Below are 19,606 nucleotides of genomic sequence, written 5' to 3' on the forward strand. Positions count from 1 at the left end.
ATAGCACGCCCCGTTAACGCTGACTAGATCCGTACGCGACTTGCTCCCCGTTAAAAAGGTTCTTCGAATAGGGTGTGGACGATCAATCTTCACGTTATCACTATAGTAAAAAGGCCGCCCCGCAACCATAAAACAATTTACTTGGCGCAACAATCCATTCACTGTGTAACACACTAATAAGATTAATAATATTACAAAATACATATGATGTTCATAATTTTTTCAAATTTCACTGCTATTCTGAGCTAGAAATTTAAAAACAGCGCGCAACCCGCTTCGATATGGAGGTATTCCCCATGAAAAACTGGCTACGAATTTTCTTATTACTAGGCTGTCTCATTGGCTTGACGCCTTTGTTGCACATCAATGCTCAAAAGCGAGCAAGTGTCATTGAAACAGCGATCCTCCAAGATCGAGGTGGTCAAGCGGTTCAAACGCTCGCCAGCCATCAGCCGGGGGATCTACAACTGGCACTGATGGTGGCGCTACCCACGGGCGAGACGGCGATTACGCTGAAGGATCAAACGCACGCCGATTTGGTTCCTGGCAAAGTCACCGATTTGAAGCCGGCCCAAGCCGTGACTGCCGAAGTTGATCGGGACCGGCATTTGATTTTCAAGAATGACCAAGATCAACCGCTGACGGTGAACGTGGTGGTTCCCCTAAAAGTCACCGATCCTCTCCTCATCGCTAAACTACAACTTGAACTCCAGGTGGTGGACACGGCCGAAACGTTCAAGCTTCCCAAGGTGACGGTAACGGCTGAAGATGCAACGGAAGAATCTGCGACGACTGGCAGTCAGCATAACAATAGCAGCAGTTCCAATCCGTCACAGTCATCGTCACAAGTTAGCTCACAAACGACCGTGAGTCAACGGTCGCAATCAACGCAGCAGCGGTCACGGTCAACGCGATCGCAACAGGCCACGGCGTCTCGTCAGTCAGCAACCTCAGCGACTGACGATGAAGCGGAGGCCCAGGCGACCCCGCAGACTAAGATCAGCCGGGTCGCACCCGCCGCTAATCCTAGTGACAATCTGACGGGTAAGCCGATCAATATTCACCGCGGCCAGATCCAGATCGGTAGCTGGTCTTCAGAACTGGCGCTAGGCGGCACGCTCTTAGAAGGTGATAACCCCAAGGCCGAACAGGTCGGACCTAAGCAAGCCCACGCGGATGGCAACACCTACTGGAACAACTCCTACGGGGACCAGTACTACTACTCCTACCAACAGGATAAAGCGGCTAAAGCCTATGCCGTAGTGTTCAGAGAAAAGTCAGCCAAGACGGACACCATCGAAATTTTCTACCGTAACGTGGGGGCTTACACCACCTCCACTACGCTAGAGAAGCCAGATCAACAGATGGGGGCGCTCGTGACGATTTCTAATATTGTTTACAACTCGGGCACGCCGGCTGGGGACGACCGCTACATTGATTTCTCCAACAACTTCTACTCCGGCATCGTTTACAACGGGATCGAGAGCTTCGACATCGACATCACGTTTACGACGGCGGATGGCACGCAAGCCTTGAACTTCCTGGCGCCAACTGACGGTAAGGAACACAGCTCATACTTCACCTTTGGCTCACTTAATGGTAACGAGCCGGGCGAACACGAATGGGCGGGGACACGATCAGGTCTGCCTGGAAAACGATCCGTTGAGTCGCTGGTCCAAGACCACAACAACGGTTGGTACGAAGGCATTGGCGTCGGTGTTTGGGAGGCCGGTCAGCCCTACACGGGTGATAATCAGTGGGGAGACTTCCTAGGCTCCACCAACTATGAACGGGGTGCGGTTTCCTTCCCACTGGAGGGAACGACTCATAAATTCATGTTGAAGAGTGAGTCTGGCTTTACTTGGCAGTCGTTTTCCAGCGGCTACGTGGTACCACTAGAGCCCGAAGCACCACAGAAGACGGTCCATCGTACCGCTGACTTCGGGGTGGCGCACAATAACCTCGATAAAGTGACGATCGACCGTGATCGTGAAAATATGAGCAGCTTCTATTACACCATTTACCAACCGACGTACAGTATTCCAGACGAGTCAATCGCCAAGCCGGACAAGATTATCCTGACCGATCAACTCCCCACGGGGATGACGGTCAAGGCAGCCGACATTCAGCTCCGCAACACGGACGGTCAGCCGATCTCGGTTGAGGATCGGGGCCAGGTGACGATTACGCCGGACGGCCACGTGACTTATGAGCTGTCCAACAAGGAAATCGAGACGTTAACGTTTGACGGCAATCCCTTTGCCTTTCAAATGAAGGTAACGTTTGACGACCAATTCATCGGCATCTTTAAGAATCAAGCCACGGTGACCTTTGATTCGGGAGAAAACTATACCTGGAAAAAGGATACGAATGAAGTGGTCACCCACTTCGTCCGTGACCCGATGGCGTTGACGCTGAAGAAACTGGGCGATCTGCCGTGGGATGCCGCGGCCAACGTCCCCCTGAATAATGTGGCCTTTACCTTCAAGGGGGCAGATGGGCTGGCATTCACGCGGACGACGGATCAGCAGGGCGAACTCATCCTGAGTGATCTCGATCGGAGCCAGACCTACACAGTTACCGAAGCAATTCCGGCCGGTTATGCCGCACGCGATAGCTTTACGTTAGCGTACAACGCGGCGGACAAACGCTGGGAAATCGCCGGTAACGCGGACCAGGTCAACCTGACCAACGATGCGAGCAGCCAGGTGATCACAGTAACCAACCAGCTTAAACGCGGGGACTACCGCTTCCAGAAGATTGATGGGACGACCCATAAGAACCTGGCTGGCGCTGAGTTCATCATTCGAAATGCGGATGGGCAGTATCTGACGTTTGACGGCAACGGCCAACTGACGGGGGCGGTGGATCAGCGAGAGCAGGCGACGCAGCTCACGGGCGACACGGCTGGGGCCTTCAAGGTCACCGGATTACCCCACGGCAACTATCAGTTGATTGAGACCAAGGCGCCAGACGGCTACACGCTCGGCGCCACGCATGACTTTACCATTTCCGACCAAGCACAAACGACCCCCGACCAGATTAAAAACGACCCGTACAGTCTACCCGTTACCGGTGGACAGGGCATCATCTGGTTCATTGTTGTAGGGCTCATACTCACCCTATCGTCACTCGCCATTTGGCGCACTCACCCTAGAGGAGGATAACCCCATGAAATTCACAAATTTACGTCAATTCGCCGTTGCGGCCTTTGCCATCTGTGGTCTTGCCTTAGGCGGCCACGCCACCGCCCAAGCTGCTAGTGCTGCACCGGATACCGTTACCATGAAACTGCACAAGATGGAAAATAAATCAGATAAGACGATTCAAAACACGGGGGATGAAGTCACGCTCCCCGAGGGCATTACCCCATATGACGCCAGCAAATATGGTGACGTCACGTACAGTATTTACGATGTGACGGCCGTGTTGAAAGACCGGGGTGTGGTCAGCGGGCAGACGGATGCCCAGACGTTTAAGGAAAAACGGGACCAGCTGATTGCGGAGATGCTGGATGGTCAGACGGACCCAGCAAAAGTCCTGGACGCCCAAACAGCTTTTGTGAACAAGTACAATTTGAAAGACGTAGCGAGCCAGACGCTGACGGACAACAGTGGTCTGTTAACTTTCCCGGACCTGTCGAACCGCGGCTTCTACCTGATCATGGAAACACAGGCCCCCGCAGACTACCTAACGGCGTTGTCAGCGCCTATGATCATTGGCTTACCCTTGGGCGATAAGGCAACCATTCACCTGTACCCGAAGAACGTGATTGCCGGAAACATTGATCCCGAGATTCATAAGGTGGGGGTTGATCCTACGGCGCCGACTAGCGAGGACTACGTGGCCTTAGGTGGCGTCGAGTTTGAACTACGCCGGGCAGATGGAACTGGCAAGGTGGTCGAGTTGACGACTGACGATCAGGGAGACATTGCATTCGGTAATCTGGATGTTAAAACGGAATACGTGTTGACGGAATCCTCAATTGCTAAACACCCGTGGTATAACCAAGACGACGTGACTAGTGGCAAGATCGAGCTGAGATTTACGGTGGATAAGGAAGGCAACGTGACGCCGACGAGCATGAAGCCGGATAGCTCTTACTTTAAGATTAACGGCACGCGGATTGGGATTCTGAATCACTTGATTCTCGGTGGTGCTGAATTTAAAAAGGTCGATGGACAGGATCCAACCAAGGGCTTAGCCGGCGCGAAATTTAAAGTTCAAAAGGTTGATTCGAAAGGTGATCGTTACTGGGCAGTCTTTGATGGTCGGACGTTTGTTAAATGGGTGGCCAGCGAAGAAGTGGCCACGGAATTAGTGTCGAAAGCGGATGGAACCTTTGATTTCACGGGCGTTCCTTACGTGTATGACCGGCGGGATGGCAAGGTGACGTACAACCTGATCGAAACGCAGGCGCCAGCTGGTTACGCGTTATTAAAGGAAGCGACGGCCTTTGAAATTAATTCAGCAACGAAGCTCGTGACGATTAAAAACGAGCGGTATGCCTTACCGATTACCGGGGGCATGGGCATCTGGCTGTTCCTCATCGTGGGTCTGCTTCTGATGGGCGGCGCAGGTTACCTGTACTACCGGCAGCGGCGACAAAACAGCTAGCTTAACGAAGGGAGGACCGCCACATGCGAAAATGGCTAATCATCTTACTATTTTGCTTAGGCCTCGGCCTGATTGGCTACCCGGCCGTAAGTAATATGGTGACTGGTTGGCGCCAGCAGGGAGTCCTCACAGCGTATAAGCGGCAATTGGATACGGCGAGTGCGACTCAGCTAAAGGCGCTGCGCCAGGCGTTACAGCGGCAGACGACGGCTAATCGCACGGCGGTCCAGGATCCATTTCAGAGTAAAAATAAGCGGTTCGTTGAGGAGACACCGGTGGCGCTGGTCGCCATTCCTAAGATTAACGTTGAGTTGCCCGTGTTTGCTGGGACGAATGATCGGATTTTACAGAAGTATGCGGGGCTGGTTCGCGGGACGGATAGCCCCCAGGGTAAAACGGATCAGCATAGTCTGATCACGACCCACCGTGGCTTGCCCGGCGCACAGCTGTTCACTGATCTTCCGCGGCTCAAGCAAGGCGACCGGTTCTACCTGAAGAACGCGTATGGTCTGATGACCTATGAGGTCACGACGCTGCGGACGGTAAAAGCCAACGCGCAACAACCGGTGGCGCGGACGGCGGGAAAAAATCAGGTCACGTTAATGACGTGCACGCCGTATATGATCAACACGCACCGGCTGCTGGTGACGGGCCAGCGGATCCCTAACGACACGCAGACGATCCCCCGCGGCAGATTTGTCTGGGATTGGTATAAGATTGGGCTGGTGGTGCTCGCGGGATTACTCATTGTCGGTGGCAGTTGGGCTGGCTACCGGCGCTATCGCCGTTCAAGGGAGGGAAGTTAAATGACAGCACGTAAACATCGTCGCCAAGCTTCCTGGTGGTTGCTGGTGGTCTTTCTCATCGGGAGTGGTCTGGTCTTGCTAGCGCTGACGCAGAGCTTCTCGGTGACTCAACTTAGTAAAAAAGCGGTGCGTGAAATGACGACGGAGAGCGTCCAACGCGCCACGCGAGCGGCTAAAGGCAAGACGGCACCATTTGACTATACGAAGACGAGTCAGCTAAATCCCTTGTCGGTTGCGGGGTATAGCCTGCAGGAGCTGGCGGGCAGTCGGCAGTATGAGGCTGTCGGTCAGTTGCGAGTTCCGGCGGTCGGCTTAGATTTGCCGATTGGGATTGGGGTCAGTAACACTGTTTTGGTTCGTGGAGCGGGTACGCTTAAGGCCGATCAGCGGATGGGTCAGGGCAATTATGCCTTGGCGGGGCACTATATGACGGCGCGGCAGTTGTTATTTTCTCCACTAGAGCGGGCACAGCAGGGTGACCACGTCTACTTGTCGAATCAGCAGCAGGTTTACCGCTACCGCGTGACCAGCGTGCGGGTGGTTGATCGCCACCAGACGGCAGTGATTGACGATGTTCCCGGTCAGAAGTTGGTGACACTGGTGACCTGTGCTTCGGCTAAACGCAATGAACCTAAGCGACTGGTCGTTCAGGGCAAACTCCAATCCGTTACGCGGGCGACGGTGCGGGGATGAGAGTAAAAAATAGGTGATACCTCGGAGACTTGGTCTGATGGGGTGTTGCCTGTTTTTCAGTGGGAAGGACTTATGAATAAATTGCGTTAAATTGGAGATTGTCGGTGGCCGGATGCTGATGTATGCTAAGGGAGTAAGTTAAATGAAAACTGGGTTTTGGTGATTTTTAAAGTGCGGTCTGACGGGATTTGTTTAGTGTATTCCCCGTATGTACGGGGGTGATCCTTGGAAGCGGCAACGGTTACTGGGGAGCCACGGGTATTCCCCGTGTATACGGGGGTGATCCTAAGCTTATCCAAACAGAACCAAAAGTGGGCTATTCCATTGATGATGCTATAGACACGATTTATACTAAACTTGGTAAGAAGTATGGAGTTAAAGTTAGGAGGTTTTAGCAATGACCCATTCAGAAATACAAGAGCTACAGAAAGAGTGTCCACTTCCTATTGATGTACAAGATGAAACTCCGTTTGTTAAAGTGACAGAAAGGGTTACACCTGAGGAGGGCGCCCGAGAGATAGCTGATATTTTGAGTATTCCTTATGAACAGGCTCTTGCTGAAATCCGGTCCGATATAAAATTGGGCAAAATTAAACGATAAACTGACTGCACTCCTTGGTGGGTGTTTTTTTAGGTTTTGCCATTTACGTATTCTCCGTGTATACGAGGGTTAATATTAATGTCGCTGATTTTCGATAGTTGAAGGTTGTATTCGATCTGAATTCGCTTTAATTTGTACAAAAATATAAAAGTGTACATTTTTTGCACTTTTCTTAATATAACGACAGTGACTTAAGAAAAGGCGGGATACATCTATGGTGACGACAGCGATCAACATTGCAGACGCTCAAAAAATCTAAAGAGTTTGACTGATGACGTAGTAGATTACAATGAATATATTATTATTACCAAGCCTCAAAATAGAAATGTTGTTTTAATGTCAGAGTCGGAATTTCAATCGTGGTAAGAGACGCTTTATATCTTAGGTTCTGATGAAAATCGTAAGGCACTTGATAAGTCGATTGATCAGATGAATGGTAGTCATGTAAAGACTTTATCATTTGAAGATTGGCAGCCGGCTGTAAAGGAAGATTGAGAGAGTTGCTTTTACTGAGCAGGACTAGAATGAATATCGATACTGACCGTTGTAAGGTCGCAAAACGTTGAAAACCATCAATAAACTGATTGATGACATCCCAGATCTCCGGTTAAGATAATTGGTAAACCGTAGCCTGAAAATATCAGGTGGATTGGGCACGATGTGTTGATGAGGCTGGTATATTATGTGATGCAGTTATTGTCGTGCAATGCAGATATTATTATGCGAAATGATAATAAAACGAGAGTTTGTTTTTTCAGATTTCATAAGCGTGTCATAAAAAGACGTCATTAAATATTCACTAGTAGTGAGTATTAATGACGCTTTTTGGTGGGGCTAGTAATTTTGAAAGCAGTTTTTGGCCAATAATGTTTGATAAGATAACACTCAAGATAAAGGGGATGTATTTTAGTCGTTGCTGAATTTCTCATTAATAATACTTAATAATTCTTTCAGATCCTCTTGTGTCGCTTTTTTTCTAATAAAACTACGGGCAGTGGCACGTGCACTGATGTAATTTTTTCGTTCGCGATGAGCTTCGTCCCATCTTTTGTTAGCTGCGCGTTTCGCGGCGGTATACGGTTGAACTGGCATTTAAATTATCCCTTCCTTTTGCAAAATTATACACATGATGGGTAATAGAATGGTTATTTAATCCTGAGCCAAATATCTAATAGAATCAGTGCCACGCCTATAGTAGAAGCCAATGTACAATAAAACTTATAGCGCATAATTTGACGATTGAGTTTATCCTCTTTCTTAGTGGACATATTCTCACCCCATCATAGTTATTTACATATTTGAATTTCATATAGCAACTGATCACATTTTGATAAGTTGTTTAAGAACATCTAGCAATACGAATAAATCAAGCGCCATGATCAGGTAGAGAAACTGTTTATGAGATGCTAAACTTGTGCTGGTTGAAGGTTCCTTTTGTTTCTTGCTCATATGAGTGCCCTCTCTTGTTGGTATAAATTCATAATGTATGATATTGCAGATAGAGTCAAGAGTTTTCTGAAAATGAATATAGTTCTGATGATAATTAGTTAGTTTTCAGAAAATGGTTGCTATTGTCTGCTGTACACAGCATAATAAAGACTATAGCTAGTGGAATAGTAATACGGTTCTGACGTAGCATTTTTTCGGGACAAGTTAAATAAAATATAGGCATTGACGATTTTAGAATCGCGGTATAACAACGTTTGTTTAGTGTATTCCCCATGCATATGGGGGTGATCCCACGTGCCTTACAGTACAAGATGCCCGGTCTTAGTATTCCCCATGCATATGGGGGTGATCCTACTTCGCCCAACCATCCCCCGAAGTGATAGACGTATTCCCCATGCATATGGGGGTGATCCCGTGTCACGACCACTCTTTAGACAGGGCGGTCTGTATTCCCCATGTATACGGGGATGATCCCTGTATACAGGCTCGCGCGGTACTGGAATCTGCGTATTGCCCATGTATTATAGAGATATGCTAAGAAAGGGGGATGAAATAGTGCACCGTTTGATAGCCAGGAAAAAATCTCATTCAACTGTTTCACCGGACGTTGAAGCTACCTATCGGATTTTAAATTTAATTATTAAAAATGAAATTGTCGGGCTTGCCATTCTTGTACTAAAATTTTTAGAAAAGCTAATCAAGTAAGTCACGGGGCTACCACCCCCCACCCATAAAAAACACGAGGTGTACTCATGGCTAGTAAAAAAAAGCAAAAAGAAATTGAAAAGAAAATAGCTCGCAAAGAAATGATAATAGACGCGTTACTCATCGCGATTGCAATCGTTGGTGCCGCGAACCTCATCATTGAATAAAAAACAGGAGTGATTAAGATGGCTGGTATTCCCCATGTATATGGGGGTGATCCTTCGCTTGCGTTACCTGCCCACCGGTCGTTCAAGTATTCCCAATGCGGAAGGAATTACTGCCGGTAGAGATTGGGGCAAATTTTAATTGTATTCCCTACATTTGTGGGGTCTTGTGAGTAGCGTTACAGGGTGGCATGTGTAGCTGATGAGGCAGGCTAACCTTGTTAGTTTGTTATAAATGGAAACGCTAACATTAATTTTGTGGTATAAATAACAGTATAGATTATTTTGTAAGACGACTTGATTGACCTGAAGATTATTCATCTGTATTGTGAATGACTATAAAGTGAATACCATGAATTAATATTGTCGGGCTTATTAAAACGCTAACAGAAAAGGGACGATCGATATGGCAACAAAGCTATCTAGACAGGCAACTTCCTTGTGGGCAAAGAAGCGGTCAGTAGACGGTCAACAATTTTGGTTACCGCTAGTTGTCCATTTGACGGATACGCAGAACGTGATCAATTGGCTGTTTACACATTGGCTGAGTCCGGGGCAACGACGACTGTTGATGGGAACACTCACAGAAGAAGAGACTCAGCGATTGATTAAATTCGTCGGGTTTAGCCACGACGCGGGGAAGGCCACTGCGGCCTTTCAGACAAAGCAGTCCTATGATCGTGATGATGCGCTGGATAGTGACCTACGAGACCGACTGTTACGAAATGGCTTTTTGAAGTTGGATGAGATCAATTTATCATCGGTAAAATCATCGCCGCATGCGTTAGCTGGTGAAGCCATTCTCGAGAAGTTGAACGTGCCAGCGTCGATCGGTGCGATTATCGGTGGGCATCATGGAAAACCCGCTGATGAAGAACCGGTAGAGCAAATCAAGGCTTATACGGCGAATTACTATCAAAGTGATAATGACCCAACCCTGCAACAGCCTTGGCGGGATGTTCAGCGGGAGCTATTCGAGTATGCGTTAACTTCTTCAGGCTATCAGTCAGTCAAAGAGATTCCTGATGTTGCGCAACCACAGGCTGTCGTCTTAGAAGGACTGTTAATCATGGCTGATTGGTTAGCATCCAGTGAATACCTGGGGTCAGATCAGCAAACGCCGCTGTTTCCATTGATTTCGCTCGATCAAACGTGGCAGGATCTCGATTTAACTGAGCGGTTTCAGCAAGCTATTTTGAACTGGGACTTGGGTGGTGAATGGAATCCCCAACAGGTTGACTTGCAGCAAGCTTATCAGGACCGCTGGCAATTTTCACCTCGTCCGGTGCAGGCGGCGATGACGCAAGCGATCGGTGCGGCGCTGGACCCAGGGATGGCAATCATTGAGGCCCCAATGGGAATTGGGAAAACTGAGATTGCCTTGCTAGCGGCTGAGCAATTGGCGTATACGACTGGTCACGATGGAGTGTTCTTCGGATTACCGACGCAGGCAACGACCAATGCGATGTTCACGCGAGTAGAGCACTGGCTGAAGTTCCTTGCAGAACAGCAAGATGAGAATTTCCCAGCTAAACTGATGCACAGCAAGGCACAGTTTAATCCTGAATATCGTGCTTTACCACAAGCTTCGGTAGTCTACGATGAGGATAAGCTAGGTGAGGTTGTGGTGAACAGCTGGTTTGGCGGGAAGAAATCCATCCTGACCAAGTTTACCGTAGGGACCATTGACCACCTGCTACTGATGGGATTGAAGCAAAAGCATCTGTTTCTCCGGCATCTAGGCCTTAGTGGCAAGGTCGTCGTGATTGATGAAGTACACGCATATGACAGTTACATGAATCAGTATCTTGTTAAAGCTTTGATCTGGCTGGGGACCTATCACGTACCAGTCGTCGTGCTTTCCGCCACCTTGCCTAAAGCTAAGCGTAATACCTTACTGAAGGCTTATTTGCGAGGAAAGTACGGCCGTAATTATTTGCAAGGCTTAGTGGCCCCTGACGGCTGGCAAGAAACGCAAGCGTATCCCTTACTAAGTCTGCTAGATGGTCGCCAGCTTAAACAAGTCACGACGTTTCCTGGCCAAAGTGACCAGCGGGCGACAACCGTACAGGTCCAGCGGTTAGCGGCAACGGACGAAGAGTTGATGGCACACGTTGCCGCTAAGATTAGCGATGGCGGTGTGGCGGGGATCATCGTGAATACCGTTAAACGGGCGCAGTCCCTGGCAGCATTGGTCCCAGCGGATATCAAGCTGATGGTATTGCATTCGGCGTTTTTAGCCACGGATCGGATGGCCCAAGAGACGGCACTTCAGGCGGCCATTGGTAAGCATGGCAAACGCCCAGACAAGATGATTGTCATCGGAACGCAGGTATTGGAACAGTCGTTGGATATTGACTTTGATGTTTTGTACACGGATATTGCCCCGGTGGATTTGGTTCTCCAACGGGCTGGGCGACTGCATCGTCATCAGATCACCCGCCCAGTGGCGTTACGGGCACCGCAACTATTTATTATGGGGATCGAAGGCTCGAATACCTATGAAAGTGGGAGTCAGCACGTCTATGGGCAGTATTTGTTGATGAAGACTGATCACTTCCTTAAAGATACGCTGCGATTACCGGACGATATCTCACCGTTGGTCCAGCAGGTTTATGACCCCGCTACGGATGAGGAGGTTCCTGGCATTGAGGACGCTCAGGCAAAGTTTACAGCGACTCTGACCAAGGAAAAGAAAAAGGCGCGTGTCTTTCAGGTGGGTAACCCGCAATTGACGCCGGGAAAGACCATTCATGGCTGGTTGAAGCGAGATGTTGCTGATGTTTCTCAGGACGAACAGAAGGCCAGTGCAGCGGTTCGTGATATCAAGGAAACTCTTGAGGTTGTGCTGGTGCAACACACGAGTGAGGGCAATTTCTTAGTCGATGGTCGGTCTTTGGCTGACGTTTCGCCTCGAGTAGTTGCGCAGCAAGTGATCAGATTGCCAGCAATCCTTACGCCGGTCCCGCAGCAATTGGAGCAGGCCATCAAAGACTTGGAAACGTTGACTGGTCGTTACTTCTCAGGTTGGCAAGAAAGCGTCTGGTTGAGGGGAGCGCTGGCCTTGCCCTTAGATGCGAACTTACAAGCTGTTTTTGAAGGATGGCAGCTGACGTATTCACCAACACTGGGACTTGAATATACGAAAGAAGATGATAAACGTGGAAAATAAGAGCTTTAATTTAACGACTGATCCGTGGATTAAAGTGATTGAAGCTGGCTCCAATCAAGAAAAAAAGGTGTCCTTGATTGAGCTATTTGAAAATGCACAAGATTATCGTCAGTTGGCCGGAGATATGCGTAGCCAAGATTTAGCCATCTTACGTCTGCTCCTAGCGATTCTGACGACCGTTTATTTACGCGTTGATGCCACCGATCATCCTTATTCGTGGCTGGATAATCCGGTTGAGGATGACGACGAATTTGATGACGGTGACGATAATAGTGAGCGGGATTTGTTGACGACTTGGCAGGATTTGCAGCAAGCAGGTCATTTCTCTTCAGCCGTCACGCAGTATTTAAAGGATCATACTGATGACTTTAATTTCTTTGGTGACCGACCATTTTATCAGGTCACGGCTACGGACTACGATGCCTTGGTGCCTAAGAATAAGCAGATTGCCGCGGGTAAAGGGCAGGTGCTGGTCAAACAGTTGAACCGACGTGTGTCGGAAAGTGCGAATACGCCTTCAATCTTTGCCCCCAAGACGGGAGAGGCTAAGAGCAAGTTAGCCTTGGATGAACTCGTGCGCTGGGTCATTACTTATCAGAATTACGCGGGCGTCACGGATAAGACCAAAATTGAAACTGATGAAAAGTTTTCTAATCCAGCTGGTTGGGTGTACCGACTTAACCCAGTTTTTGCGAAGGGCAATTCGCTCTTTAAAACGCTGATGTTGAACCTAGTTCTCGTGAACGATTGGCAAGATGATGTGGTCTATGCTGCGCCCAAGCCAGTCTGGGAATTTAAATCGGTTCAGGCGTACATTGCGCACCGGAAAGCCCAGATCTTACCAGACAATTTACCCGAATTGTACACGGCTTGGTCACGAATTCTACACATCGAGTGGGGAACATCTGGTGTCCGAATCTTTAGTGCCGGCGTGCCAATGTATGGCAGTGAAAATGCATTGATTGAACCCATGACGACGTGGCGCTTTGATAAAAAGACGACCGAATATCGACCGGCAGTCAAAGGCCTTCGTTCATTGGGGATTGCGATGTGGCGGAACTTTGGGCAATACGTCAATGTTCGGCGGGCAGACGATGTTCATGAGCCGGGCATTGTGGTATGGCTCCGGCGACTGAAGCACGAAAAGTTAATTGCGGCGGATGCACCCTTGATTCTGGATAATGTGGCGCTAATTAGCGATGGAAATGCCACTTCGCAGTCACCGGCTGCTGAAGTTGCGGATGACATGCAATTGCAGACGGATGTTTTATTTGATCAGGAAGATAGGTGGCCCGTACGAATCGAGGAGGCCATTACAGTGACACAAACCGTCGGCACCGATTATTACCATTTTGCGAGTGATATTGGTCAAATTCGCAACTTGGATGTGCGAACGTTTGCCGGTGGGATGAGTGCCAAATTCTATGATCGTTTGAACGAACCCTTCAAGGAATGGCTAGCTGGACTGTCCAGTGATGATGATCGGGATACCAAGATTAGCCAATGGAAACAGCAGCTCGAACGCATTGTCATCGCAACGGTTGATGACGTTATGCAGGCAAGTTCACCGCGAGATATTGCCGGAATTGCGGGTAAGAAAGGTCCTTTAAACATCTTCACGGCTAAGAATCATTTGATGTACAACGTTCGGACCCATCTGGATCTTAAAAAAGGAGTGACGAAGACCGATGGCAAGTCAAATTAGAGAAATTACGGGTCGGATTATTTTAGCGCTGTATCGGGATGGCCATCCGGATAAGGCCATGCTGGCTAGCTTACGTAATGCGCCCACAATAACGAGTCAACGGGCTCAAACCGTTTGGCCAATTTTAATGGCGAATTTAGAGCAATGGCAACTCAGTAAGAATGGAAAGCCAACGTCAGCAGAAGTGGCCGTTTACACCGCAATCAGATTCTATGCCATTCATCAGCAGGGTCAAAATATCGAGCAAGTTTATGCATCTTCACGCGGCGAACAAGCGGAGGGCACACTATTCTTTACAGCTTTGGCTAAGCTCCGTGGAAATGAAGATTTGCGAACAGCGATGGATCGGCGTGTACAACCGTTATTGGCAACGACAACGGCTGCGGGTGTTATCAATGACCTGTCACACTTGGTCAGTATCTTAAAAGCTAATGATCGAGCGCAAAAGATTGATTACGCGAGTCTGGCTGAGGACCTGTATGAGTTGCAGGAAAGTTATGAACGCTCCAGTCAGGTTCGGTTACGCTGGGGTCAGCAATATTTCTGGGTAAAGCCAACACAAACAACTAAAGGAGAAGAAAACCATGACTAACCAAAATTTATACGTTGATTTGAGTGTCTTACAGACGGTGCCATCCTCTAACATTAATCGGGATGACACGGGTGCCCCTAAAACTGCGCTTTATGGGGGTGTCTCGCGGGCACGGGTCTCTTCACAAAGCTGGAAGAAAGCCGTTCGTGATGCCTTTCGGTTAGACAATGTGTCTGTAGGGACGCGAACGAAGAAGGCCGCAGACTTATTAGCGAAGGCAATCAAGGCCCACGATGAGTCGTTAGATGATGATGCGGTGACTGATAAGGTCGATGCCATTTTCAAAGCTGCCAGCATTAAACTGAACAAGGACCGCGAAACGGGTGCGTTGTTACTGGTCAGCCAAGGTCAACTCGACAAGCTAGCCCAATACGCGATTGATAATGAAGAGTTAGATAAAAAAGAGGTCAAAAAGGTCTTGAAGGGTGATCAGTCTCTAGACTTGGCTCTGTTTGGTCGTATGGTTGCGGACAATCCAGAATTAAACGTCGATGCTTCAGCGCAAGTGGCCCACGCAGTTTCCACGCATGAAGTTGTTCCAGAGTATGATTACTTTACCGCTTTGGATGACGAGCAAGGCGAGGATACGGCTGGTGCAGCGATGCTAGGGGCGATCGACTTTAACTCAGCAACGCTTTACCGCTACGCCAATGTGAATGTAAATGAGTTGGCGCACAACCTAAATACTAAAGATGCCATTAAAGGAACGACCAGCTTTATCAAGGATTTCTTGCTCTCCATGCCAACAGGGAAGCAGAATACGTTTGCTAATAAGACGTTGCCTAGCTACGTTATGGTTACGGTGCGGACGGATACGCCGGTCAACCTGGTTTCGGCCTTTGAAGAACCGGTCACGTCACGGAACGGTTACGTTAAACCATCAATTGAAAAGTTAGAAACTGAGTACGCGCGGACGGAAGAATTTGTTGACCAGCCCGTGGTTAACTTGGTGTTAGGTAAAACTGATTCGCAGATTGGTGACAATGTGGCAAACTTAACGGAACTCTTAGAGCAGGTCACGACGGCGTTATCGAAGGCGGTTCAAGATGAAAACTCTGACGATTAAATTAACAGCGCCGCTCCAATCGTACGGGAATGAAGCGACTTTTGAGCGGCGAACAACGAATACATTTCCCACCAAGAGTGCCGTGATTGGCATGGTAGCGGCGGCTTTAGGGTATCGCCGGACAGATCGGCGGATTCTAGCGTTGAACGACTTGAACTTCGCTGTCAGAATTGATCAAGCTGGTCGTGGTCTGACCGATTATCAAACGGTTGAGTGGAAGCAGGATACCCGAAAGATCACGTACCGTGACTATATTCAAGACGCGGTGTTCGTCGTTGCCTTAGGCAGTGATGATGACTCATTGATGGATGAGATCAAGGTAGCTCTTAAACATCCGAAGTTTCAGCTGTTCTTGGGTCGGCGCGCGAATGCTCCAGCCGGCGTTTTAAGGTTGCATGAATTTAGTGAGACCTCACCAGTTGCGGCATTGCAGCAATTGAGTTGGCAAGCGGCACCTTGGTATCAACGAAAATCTCGGTCGAGTTCGTTGGAAATCATGGCGGATGCCCAGCTTATTGGGGATAAGCCCAGTGCAATGGTCAAAGACCGGGTTCAATCCTTTGATCAACGGAATCGCCGGTATGGTTTCCGGGCGATTGCTCGAACGGCCGTAGCCTTGAATCGGTTAAATACTCAGAGTGAGATGGACACCGCTCACGATGTCATCAAGTCACTTGGAGAGGAGTAAGCATGTACTTATCGAGAGTAGAAATTGATAGTCAAAATCGGGCTAAAACGAAGGATTTAACCCATCTTGGCGCCTATCATAATTGGGTTGAACAGAGTTTCCCTGAAGAAGTGAGCGCAGGTCAACGTCAGCGGCATTTATGGCGAATTGACCAGCTGGCAGGCAAACGCTACCTGCTGGTTTTAAGTGCAGAGCGTCCAACCATCGACGGTCTTGAAGTTTACGGTGTACCGGGAACGGCGATCGTTAAATCATATGATCAGCTGCTTAATCGGCTTCAGCAAGGTCAGGTTTTGCAATTTCGATTAACGGCTAATCCGGTACATACCATCACTGTGCCAGGTAAACGTCAAGGTCGGGTAGTTCCCCACATCACGGTTGAGCAACAGCGTCAATGGCTGATAGATCGAGCTGAAAAGTTAGGCTTTCAGTTGATTAAACAGACCGGTCTAGTTGATGATCAGACCACTTGGGCGTTTGATATTGTGGGGCGTGAGTGGGTTATGCTACATCGTAAAGCTAACCGTGGTGTTCGCCTGAGTCGGGTCACCTTTGAAGGCTTGTTACGGATTAATGATGTGTCAATATTTAAGCAGACCTTAGTGAAAGGTGTCGGTCGCGAAAAGGCTTTTGGTATGGGCTTATTGACAGTTATTCCGGAGGCGTAGGAAGATGGCGAAACAGGTTGGTGCTAAGAAGCCAGACCGTTATGAGTTGGGTCGGGCCCGGGACCGTGTGACTTTTCTATACTTGGAACACGCAAAGTTAAATCGGAAAAATAGTGCAATTCAGGTGGTAGATGAGCGAGGTGTGGTGTACGTACCCGCGGCGATTCTCAGCGTGCTAATGTTGGGACTAGGTGTTGATGTGACTCACCGGGCGATGGAATTGATCGGTGAGTCAGGGTTAAGCGTTGTCTGGGTTGGTGAACGGGGCGTTCGGCAGTATGCGAGTGGTCGGGCGCTGAATCACTCTTCAGCCTTGCTAGAAGCCCAAGCACGCTTAGTTTCTCATCAGCGATCGCGGTTAGCTGTAGCACGACAGATGTATCAAATGCGCTTTCCAAACGATGATGTCTCACAGCTAACGATGCAACAGTTGCGAGGGAAGGAAGGCGCACGGGTCCGACGGGTCTACCTTGATCAGTCAGAACGTACCGGGGTTGCTTGGGCACGTCGGGAGTATAATCCAGATGATTTTGAATCGGGAACGCCGATTAATAAGGCGTTAACGGCAGCACATCAGGCACTGTATGGACTAAGCTACAGTGTCATCACGGCGTTGGGTGCGTCGGCTGGTTTAGGTTTTGTGCATACGGGGTATGATTTGTCCTTTGTCTATGATTTTGCTGACTTATACAAGGCGGATTTTTCAATTCCAGTGGCCTTTAGTGTGACCGCTAAATTTGGTAATGATCCGGATATTGGCTCGAAAACGCGATTGGCAATGCGTGATGCGTTTGCTGATGGCAAGCTACTGGCGCGGATGGTGAAGGATTTGAAATCCTTGCTAGGTATGGCCGATGCGGATAGCGAAGTGGACGTGGTCAGTCTGTGGGATGACCGATTGGGATTGCAGAAATTCGGTGTTCAATATCATGATCTACAGGAAGATGAGCGCTAATGATTGTCATCACGTTAACGAAGGTTCCCAAGTCGCTGCAAGGGGACTTAACAAAATGGTATCAGGAAATTCAGACGGGCGTCTACGTTGGCAATGTGAGTGCCCGGATTCGTGATTTGCTATGGGATCGGATTATGAAGAACATCGGCCATGGTGAGGCGACGATGGTCTATAACACCAACAACGAGTTGGGTTATCAATTTAGAACCACCCGGCAGGACCGAGCAGTCGTTGATTTCGATGGCATTCCGTTGATGAAACACTTGACTGTTTCGACAGGAACGGTAAAGCATGGCTTCAGTGATGCCGCAAAATTTCATCGGGCCCGAGTGATGACGCGGCATCGTGATCATCGACGACAGCGGACAGGTCCCACCCCCTTTGTGACGTTGGATCTGGAAACGACGGGGTTAGATGTAGTAGCGGATGATATTATCTCGATGGGGGCTTTAAAACGGTTAGAAGATGGTCAAGAAGACCATTTTTACTGTTTGATCAGAATTGACCACGAGATTCCGACAAAGATTACAGCACTAACTAAGATTACCTCCGAAATGTTGGCGACGCAGGGGGTGGCGCTAGCTGAGGGACTGCAATTGTTGAAAGATTTTATAGGTGAAGCTGCGATTGTGGGTTACAATTTGCATTTTGATATGGCGTTTCTAACGAGCGGTTGTCAAAAGGTGGGGCAATCAATGTTAGCTAACAAGCAGGTCGACCTGATGCCTGTGGTTAAAAAGGCAAATAAGTTTTTAGATAATTATCGGTTGCAGACGGTATTAGCTGAGTATGATATCGAAAATAAAACGCCGCATCATGCGTTGTCAGATGCCACGGCAACATTTGGACTGGCGAACAAGTTAAATGAAAACGGGGTTTTGGAAATTTGAGAACCTTGATATGACGGTATTTGTTTAGTATTCCCCATGTGTATGGGGGTGATCCCAATATGCAGAAGAACAACGGGCTGCAGCTACCGTATTCCCCATGTGTATGGGGGTGATCCTTGAAACAGATGCAGTTAGCTAATCGGATCGAGGTATTCCCCATGTGTATGGGGGTGATCCTACTTCTTAGGCGTTGTCGCCGCATCAATGAAAGTATTCCCATGTGTATGGGGGTGATCCTGAGGTCGCCAAATTCAATCCTAAGCCCCTTGAGTATTCCCCATGTGTATGGGGGTGATCCTAACGTCAAGCTGGACTGGCATTCAAAGAGCTTGTATTCCCCATGTGTATGGGGGTGATCCCAGCTGAAAGATTTGTCGAACTTTCCCCAATTCGTATTCCCCATGCATATGGGGGTGCTCCCCGAAGAAAGGAAACCCGCTTCCGTTAGACTTCGTATTCCCCACGTACATGGGGGTTCCCAATATATTTGCGGAACGTATTGACCAAAAATATGAACTTGGGGGTAGGATGAGTGCCAGATTATGATCACGATGGCTGCGGCTGTGTCACGCTTTTAATTGTAGGGGTAGTCACGCTTAGTTTTTTATGGATGTTGGTGGACTACGTTATGAGCCTAGCTTAATGGCAGGTAATTCCCCACAAATGTGGGGGTGATCCGGTGCTGATGGTCATCGCGGCTGGTGGCGTTATGTATTCCCCTATGCTTAGGGGGACTGAGTTTGTGTTTATTAAAGGTAATACGTGTTGTTGTGGTATAGTCGCCAAATGTTCCACATGAAACATCTAAAAACCCACTACTCAACCACCAAAATGG

Annotated in this window: 14 protein-coding genes; 13 read left to right on the plus strand and 1 reads right to left on the minus strand. The window is 48.7% G+C overall.

The genetic code is table 11. The annotated features are described in order from the left end of the window. Positions 1-296: 296 nt before the first annotated feature. The 5 genes from HF569_RS00405 to HF569_RS00425 all read left to right on the plus strand — a co-directional run bounded on the left by HF569_RS00405 (position 297) and on the right by HF569_RS00425 (position 6,717). On the plus strand, positions 297-3,167 hold the full coding sequence (locus HF569_RS00405) for an MSCRAMM family protein (protein WP_168900894.1): 2,871 nt from the start codon (positions 297-299) through the stop codon (positions 3,165-3,167). 4 nt (positions 3,168-3,171) lie between these two features. After that, positions 3,172-4,617: a SpaA isopeptide-forming pilin-related protein gene (locus tag HF569_RS00410; protein ID WP_168900895.1), complete on the plus strand. Its 1,446-nt coding sequence runs from the start codon at positions 3,172-3,174 to the stop codon at positions 4,615-4,617. A 23-nt stretch (positions 4,618-4,640) separates the two neighbouring features. After that, positions 4,641-5,423 (plus strand): class C sortase, encoded by a 783-nt coding sequence (locus HF569_RS00415; protein WP_168900896.1) that lies wholly within the window; start codon positions 4,641-4,643, stop codon positions 5,421-5,423. Beyond that, positions 5,424-6,116, plus strand: a complete 693-nt coding sequence (locus HF569_RS00420; RefSeq protein WP_168900897.1) for a class A sortase — start codon at positions 5,424-5,426, stop codon at positions 6,114-6,116. It abuts the gene before it with no gap. Positions 6,117-6,513: 397 nt separating this feature from the next. Beyond that, positions 6,514-6,717, plus strand: coding sequence for a hypothetical protein (locus HF569_RS00425; protein WP_168900898.1), 204 nt, complete (start codon positions 6,514-6,516; stop codon positions 6,715-6,717). 906 nt (positions 6,718-7,623) lie between these two features. Here the strand turns inward: HF569_RS00425 and HF569_RS00430 are convergent. After that, a complete protein-coding gene (locus tag HF569_RS00430; protein WP_168900899.1) occupies positions 7,624-7,809 on the minus strand; it encodes a hypothetical protein in 186 nt (61 codons plus the stop codon). A 1,632-nt stretch (positions 7,810-9,441) separates the two neighbouring features. On the opposite strand from HF569_RS00430, the gene cas3 reads away from it, so the two are divergent. From cas3 to cas2e, 8 genes are read left to right on the plus strand one after another with little or no spacing between them, the layout of a single operon-like run. Then, complete coding sequence (cas3, locus tag HF569_RS00435; RefSeq protein WP_168900900.1) at positions 9,442-12,207, plus strand: CRISPR-associated helicase Cas3'; 2,766 nt, start codon at positions 9,442-9,444, stop codon at positions 12,205-12,207. Then, positions 12,188-13,912, plus strand: coding sequence for a type I-E CRISPR-associated protein Cse1/CasA (locus HF569_RS00440; protein WP_211089570.1), 1,725 nt, complete (start codon positions 12,188-12,190; stop codon positions 13,910-13,912). The genes cas3 and HF569_RS00440 overlap by 20 nt, the downstream gene beginning before the upstream one ends. Then, the gene (casB, locus tag HF569_RS00445; protein WP_168900902.1) at positions 13,896-14,504 is read left to right on the plus strand and encodes a type I-E CRISPR-associated protein Cse2/CasB; all 609 of its coding nucleotides are present in this window, start codon (positions 13,896-13,898) and stop codon (positions 14,502-14,504) included. The genes HF569_RS00440 and casB overlap by 17 nt, the downstream gene beginning before the upstream one ends. Next, positions 14,497-15,570: a type I-E CRISPR-associated protein Cas7/Cse4/CasC gene (gene cas7e, locus HF569_RS00450; protein ID WP_168900903.1), complete on the plus strand. Its 1,074-nt coding sequence runs from the start codon at positions 14,497-14,499 to the stop codon at positions 15,568-15,570. The genes casB and cas7e overlap by 8 nt, the downstream gene beginning before the upstream one ends. Next, entirely contained in the window at positions 15,551-16,258 is a 708-nt protein-coding gene (gene cas5e / locus HF569_RS00455; RefSeq protein WP_168900904.1) for a type I-E CRISPR-associated protein Cas5/CasD, read from the plus strand. Before cas7e ends, cas5e begins: the two co-directional genes overlap by 20 nt. A 2-nt stretch (positions 16,259-16,260) precedes the next feature. Next, entirely contained in the window at positions 16,261-16,926 is a 666-nt protein-coding gene (gene cas6e, locus HF569_RS00460) for a type I-E CRISPR-associated protein Cas6/Cse3/CasE (RefSeq protein ID WP_168900905.1), read from the plus strand. Positions 16,927-16,930: 4 nt separating this feature from the next. After that, entirely contained in the window at positions 16,931-17,881 is a 951-nt protein-coding gene (cas1e, locus tag HF569_RS00465) for a type I-E CRISPR-associated endonuclease Cas1e (RefSeq protein ID WP_168900906.1), read from the plus strand. Beyond that, the gene (gene cas2e, locus HF569_RS00470) at positions 17,881-18,771 is read left to right on the plus strand and encodes a type I-E CRISPR-associated endoribonuclease Cas2e (protein WP_168900907.1); all 891 of its coding nucleotides are present in this window, start codon (positions 17,881-17,883) and stop codon (positions 18,769-18,771) included. Before cas1e ends, cas2e begins: the two co-directional genes overlap by 1 nt. Positions 18,772-19,606: the final 835 nt, after the last annotated feature.

It is taken from the genome of Levilactobacillus tujiorum, from assembly GCF_012641185.1.
In the GTDB taxonomy this organism is placed as follows: Bacteria; Bacillota; Bacilli; order Lactobacillales; family Lactobacillaceae; genus Levilactobacillus; species Levilactobacillus tujiorum.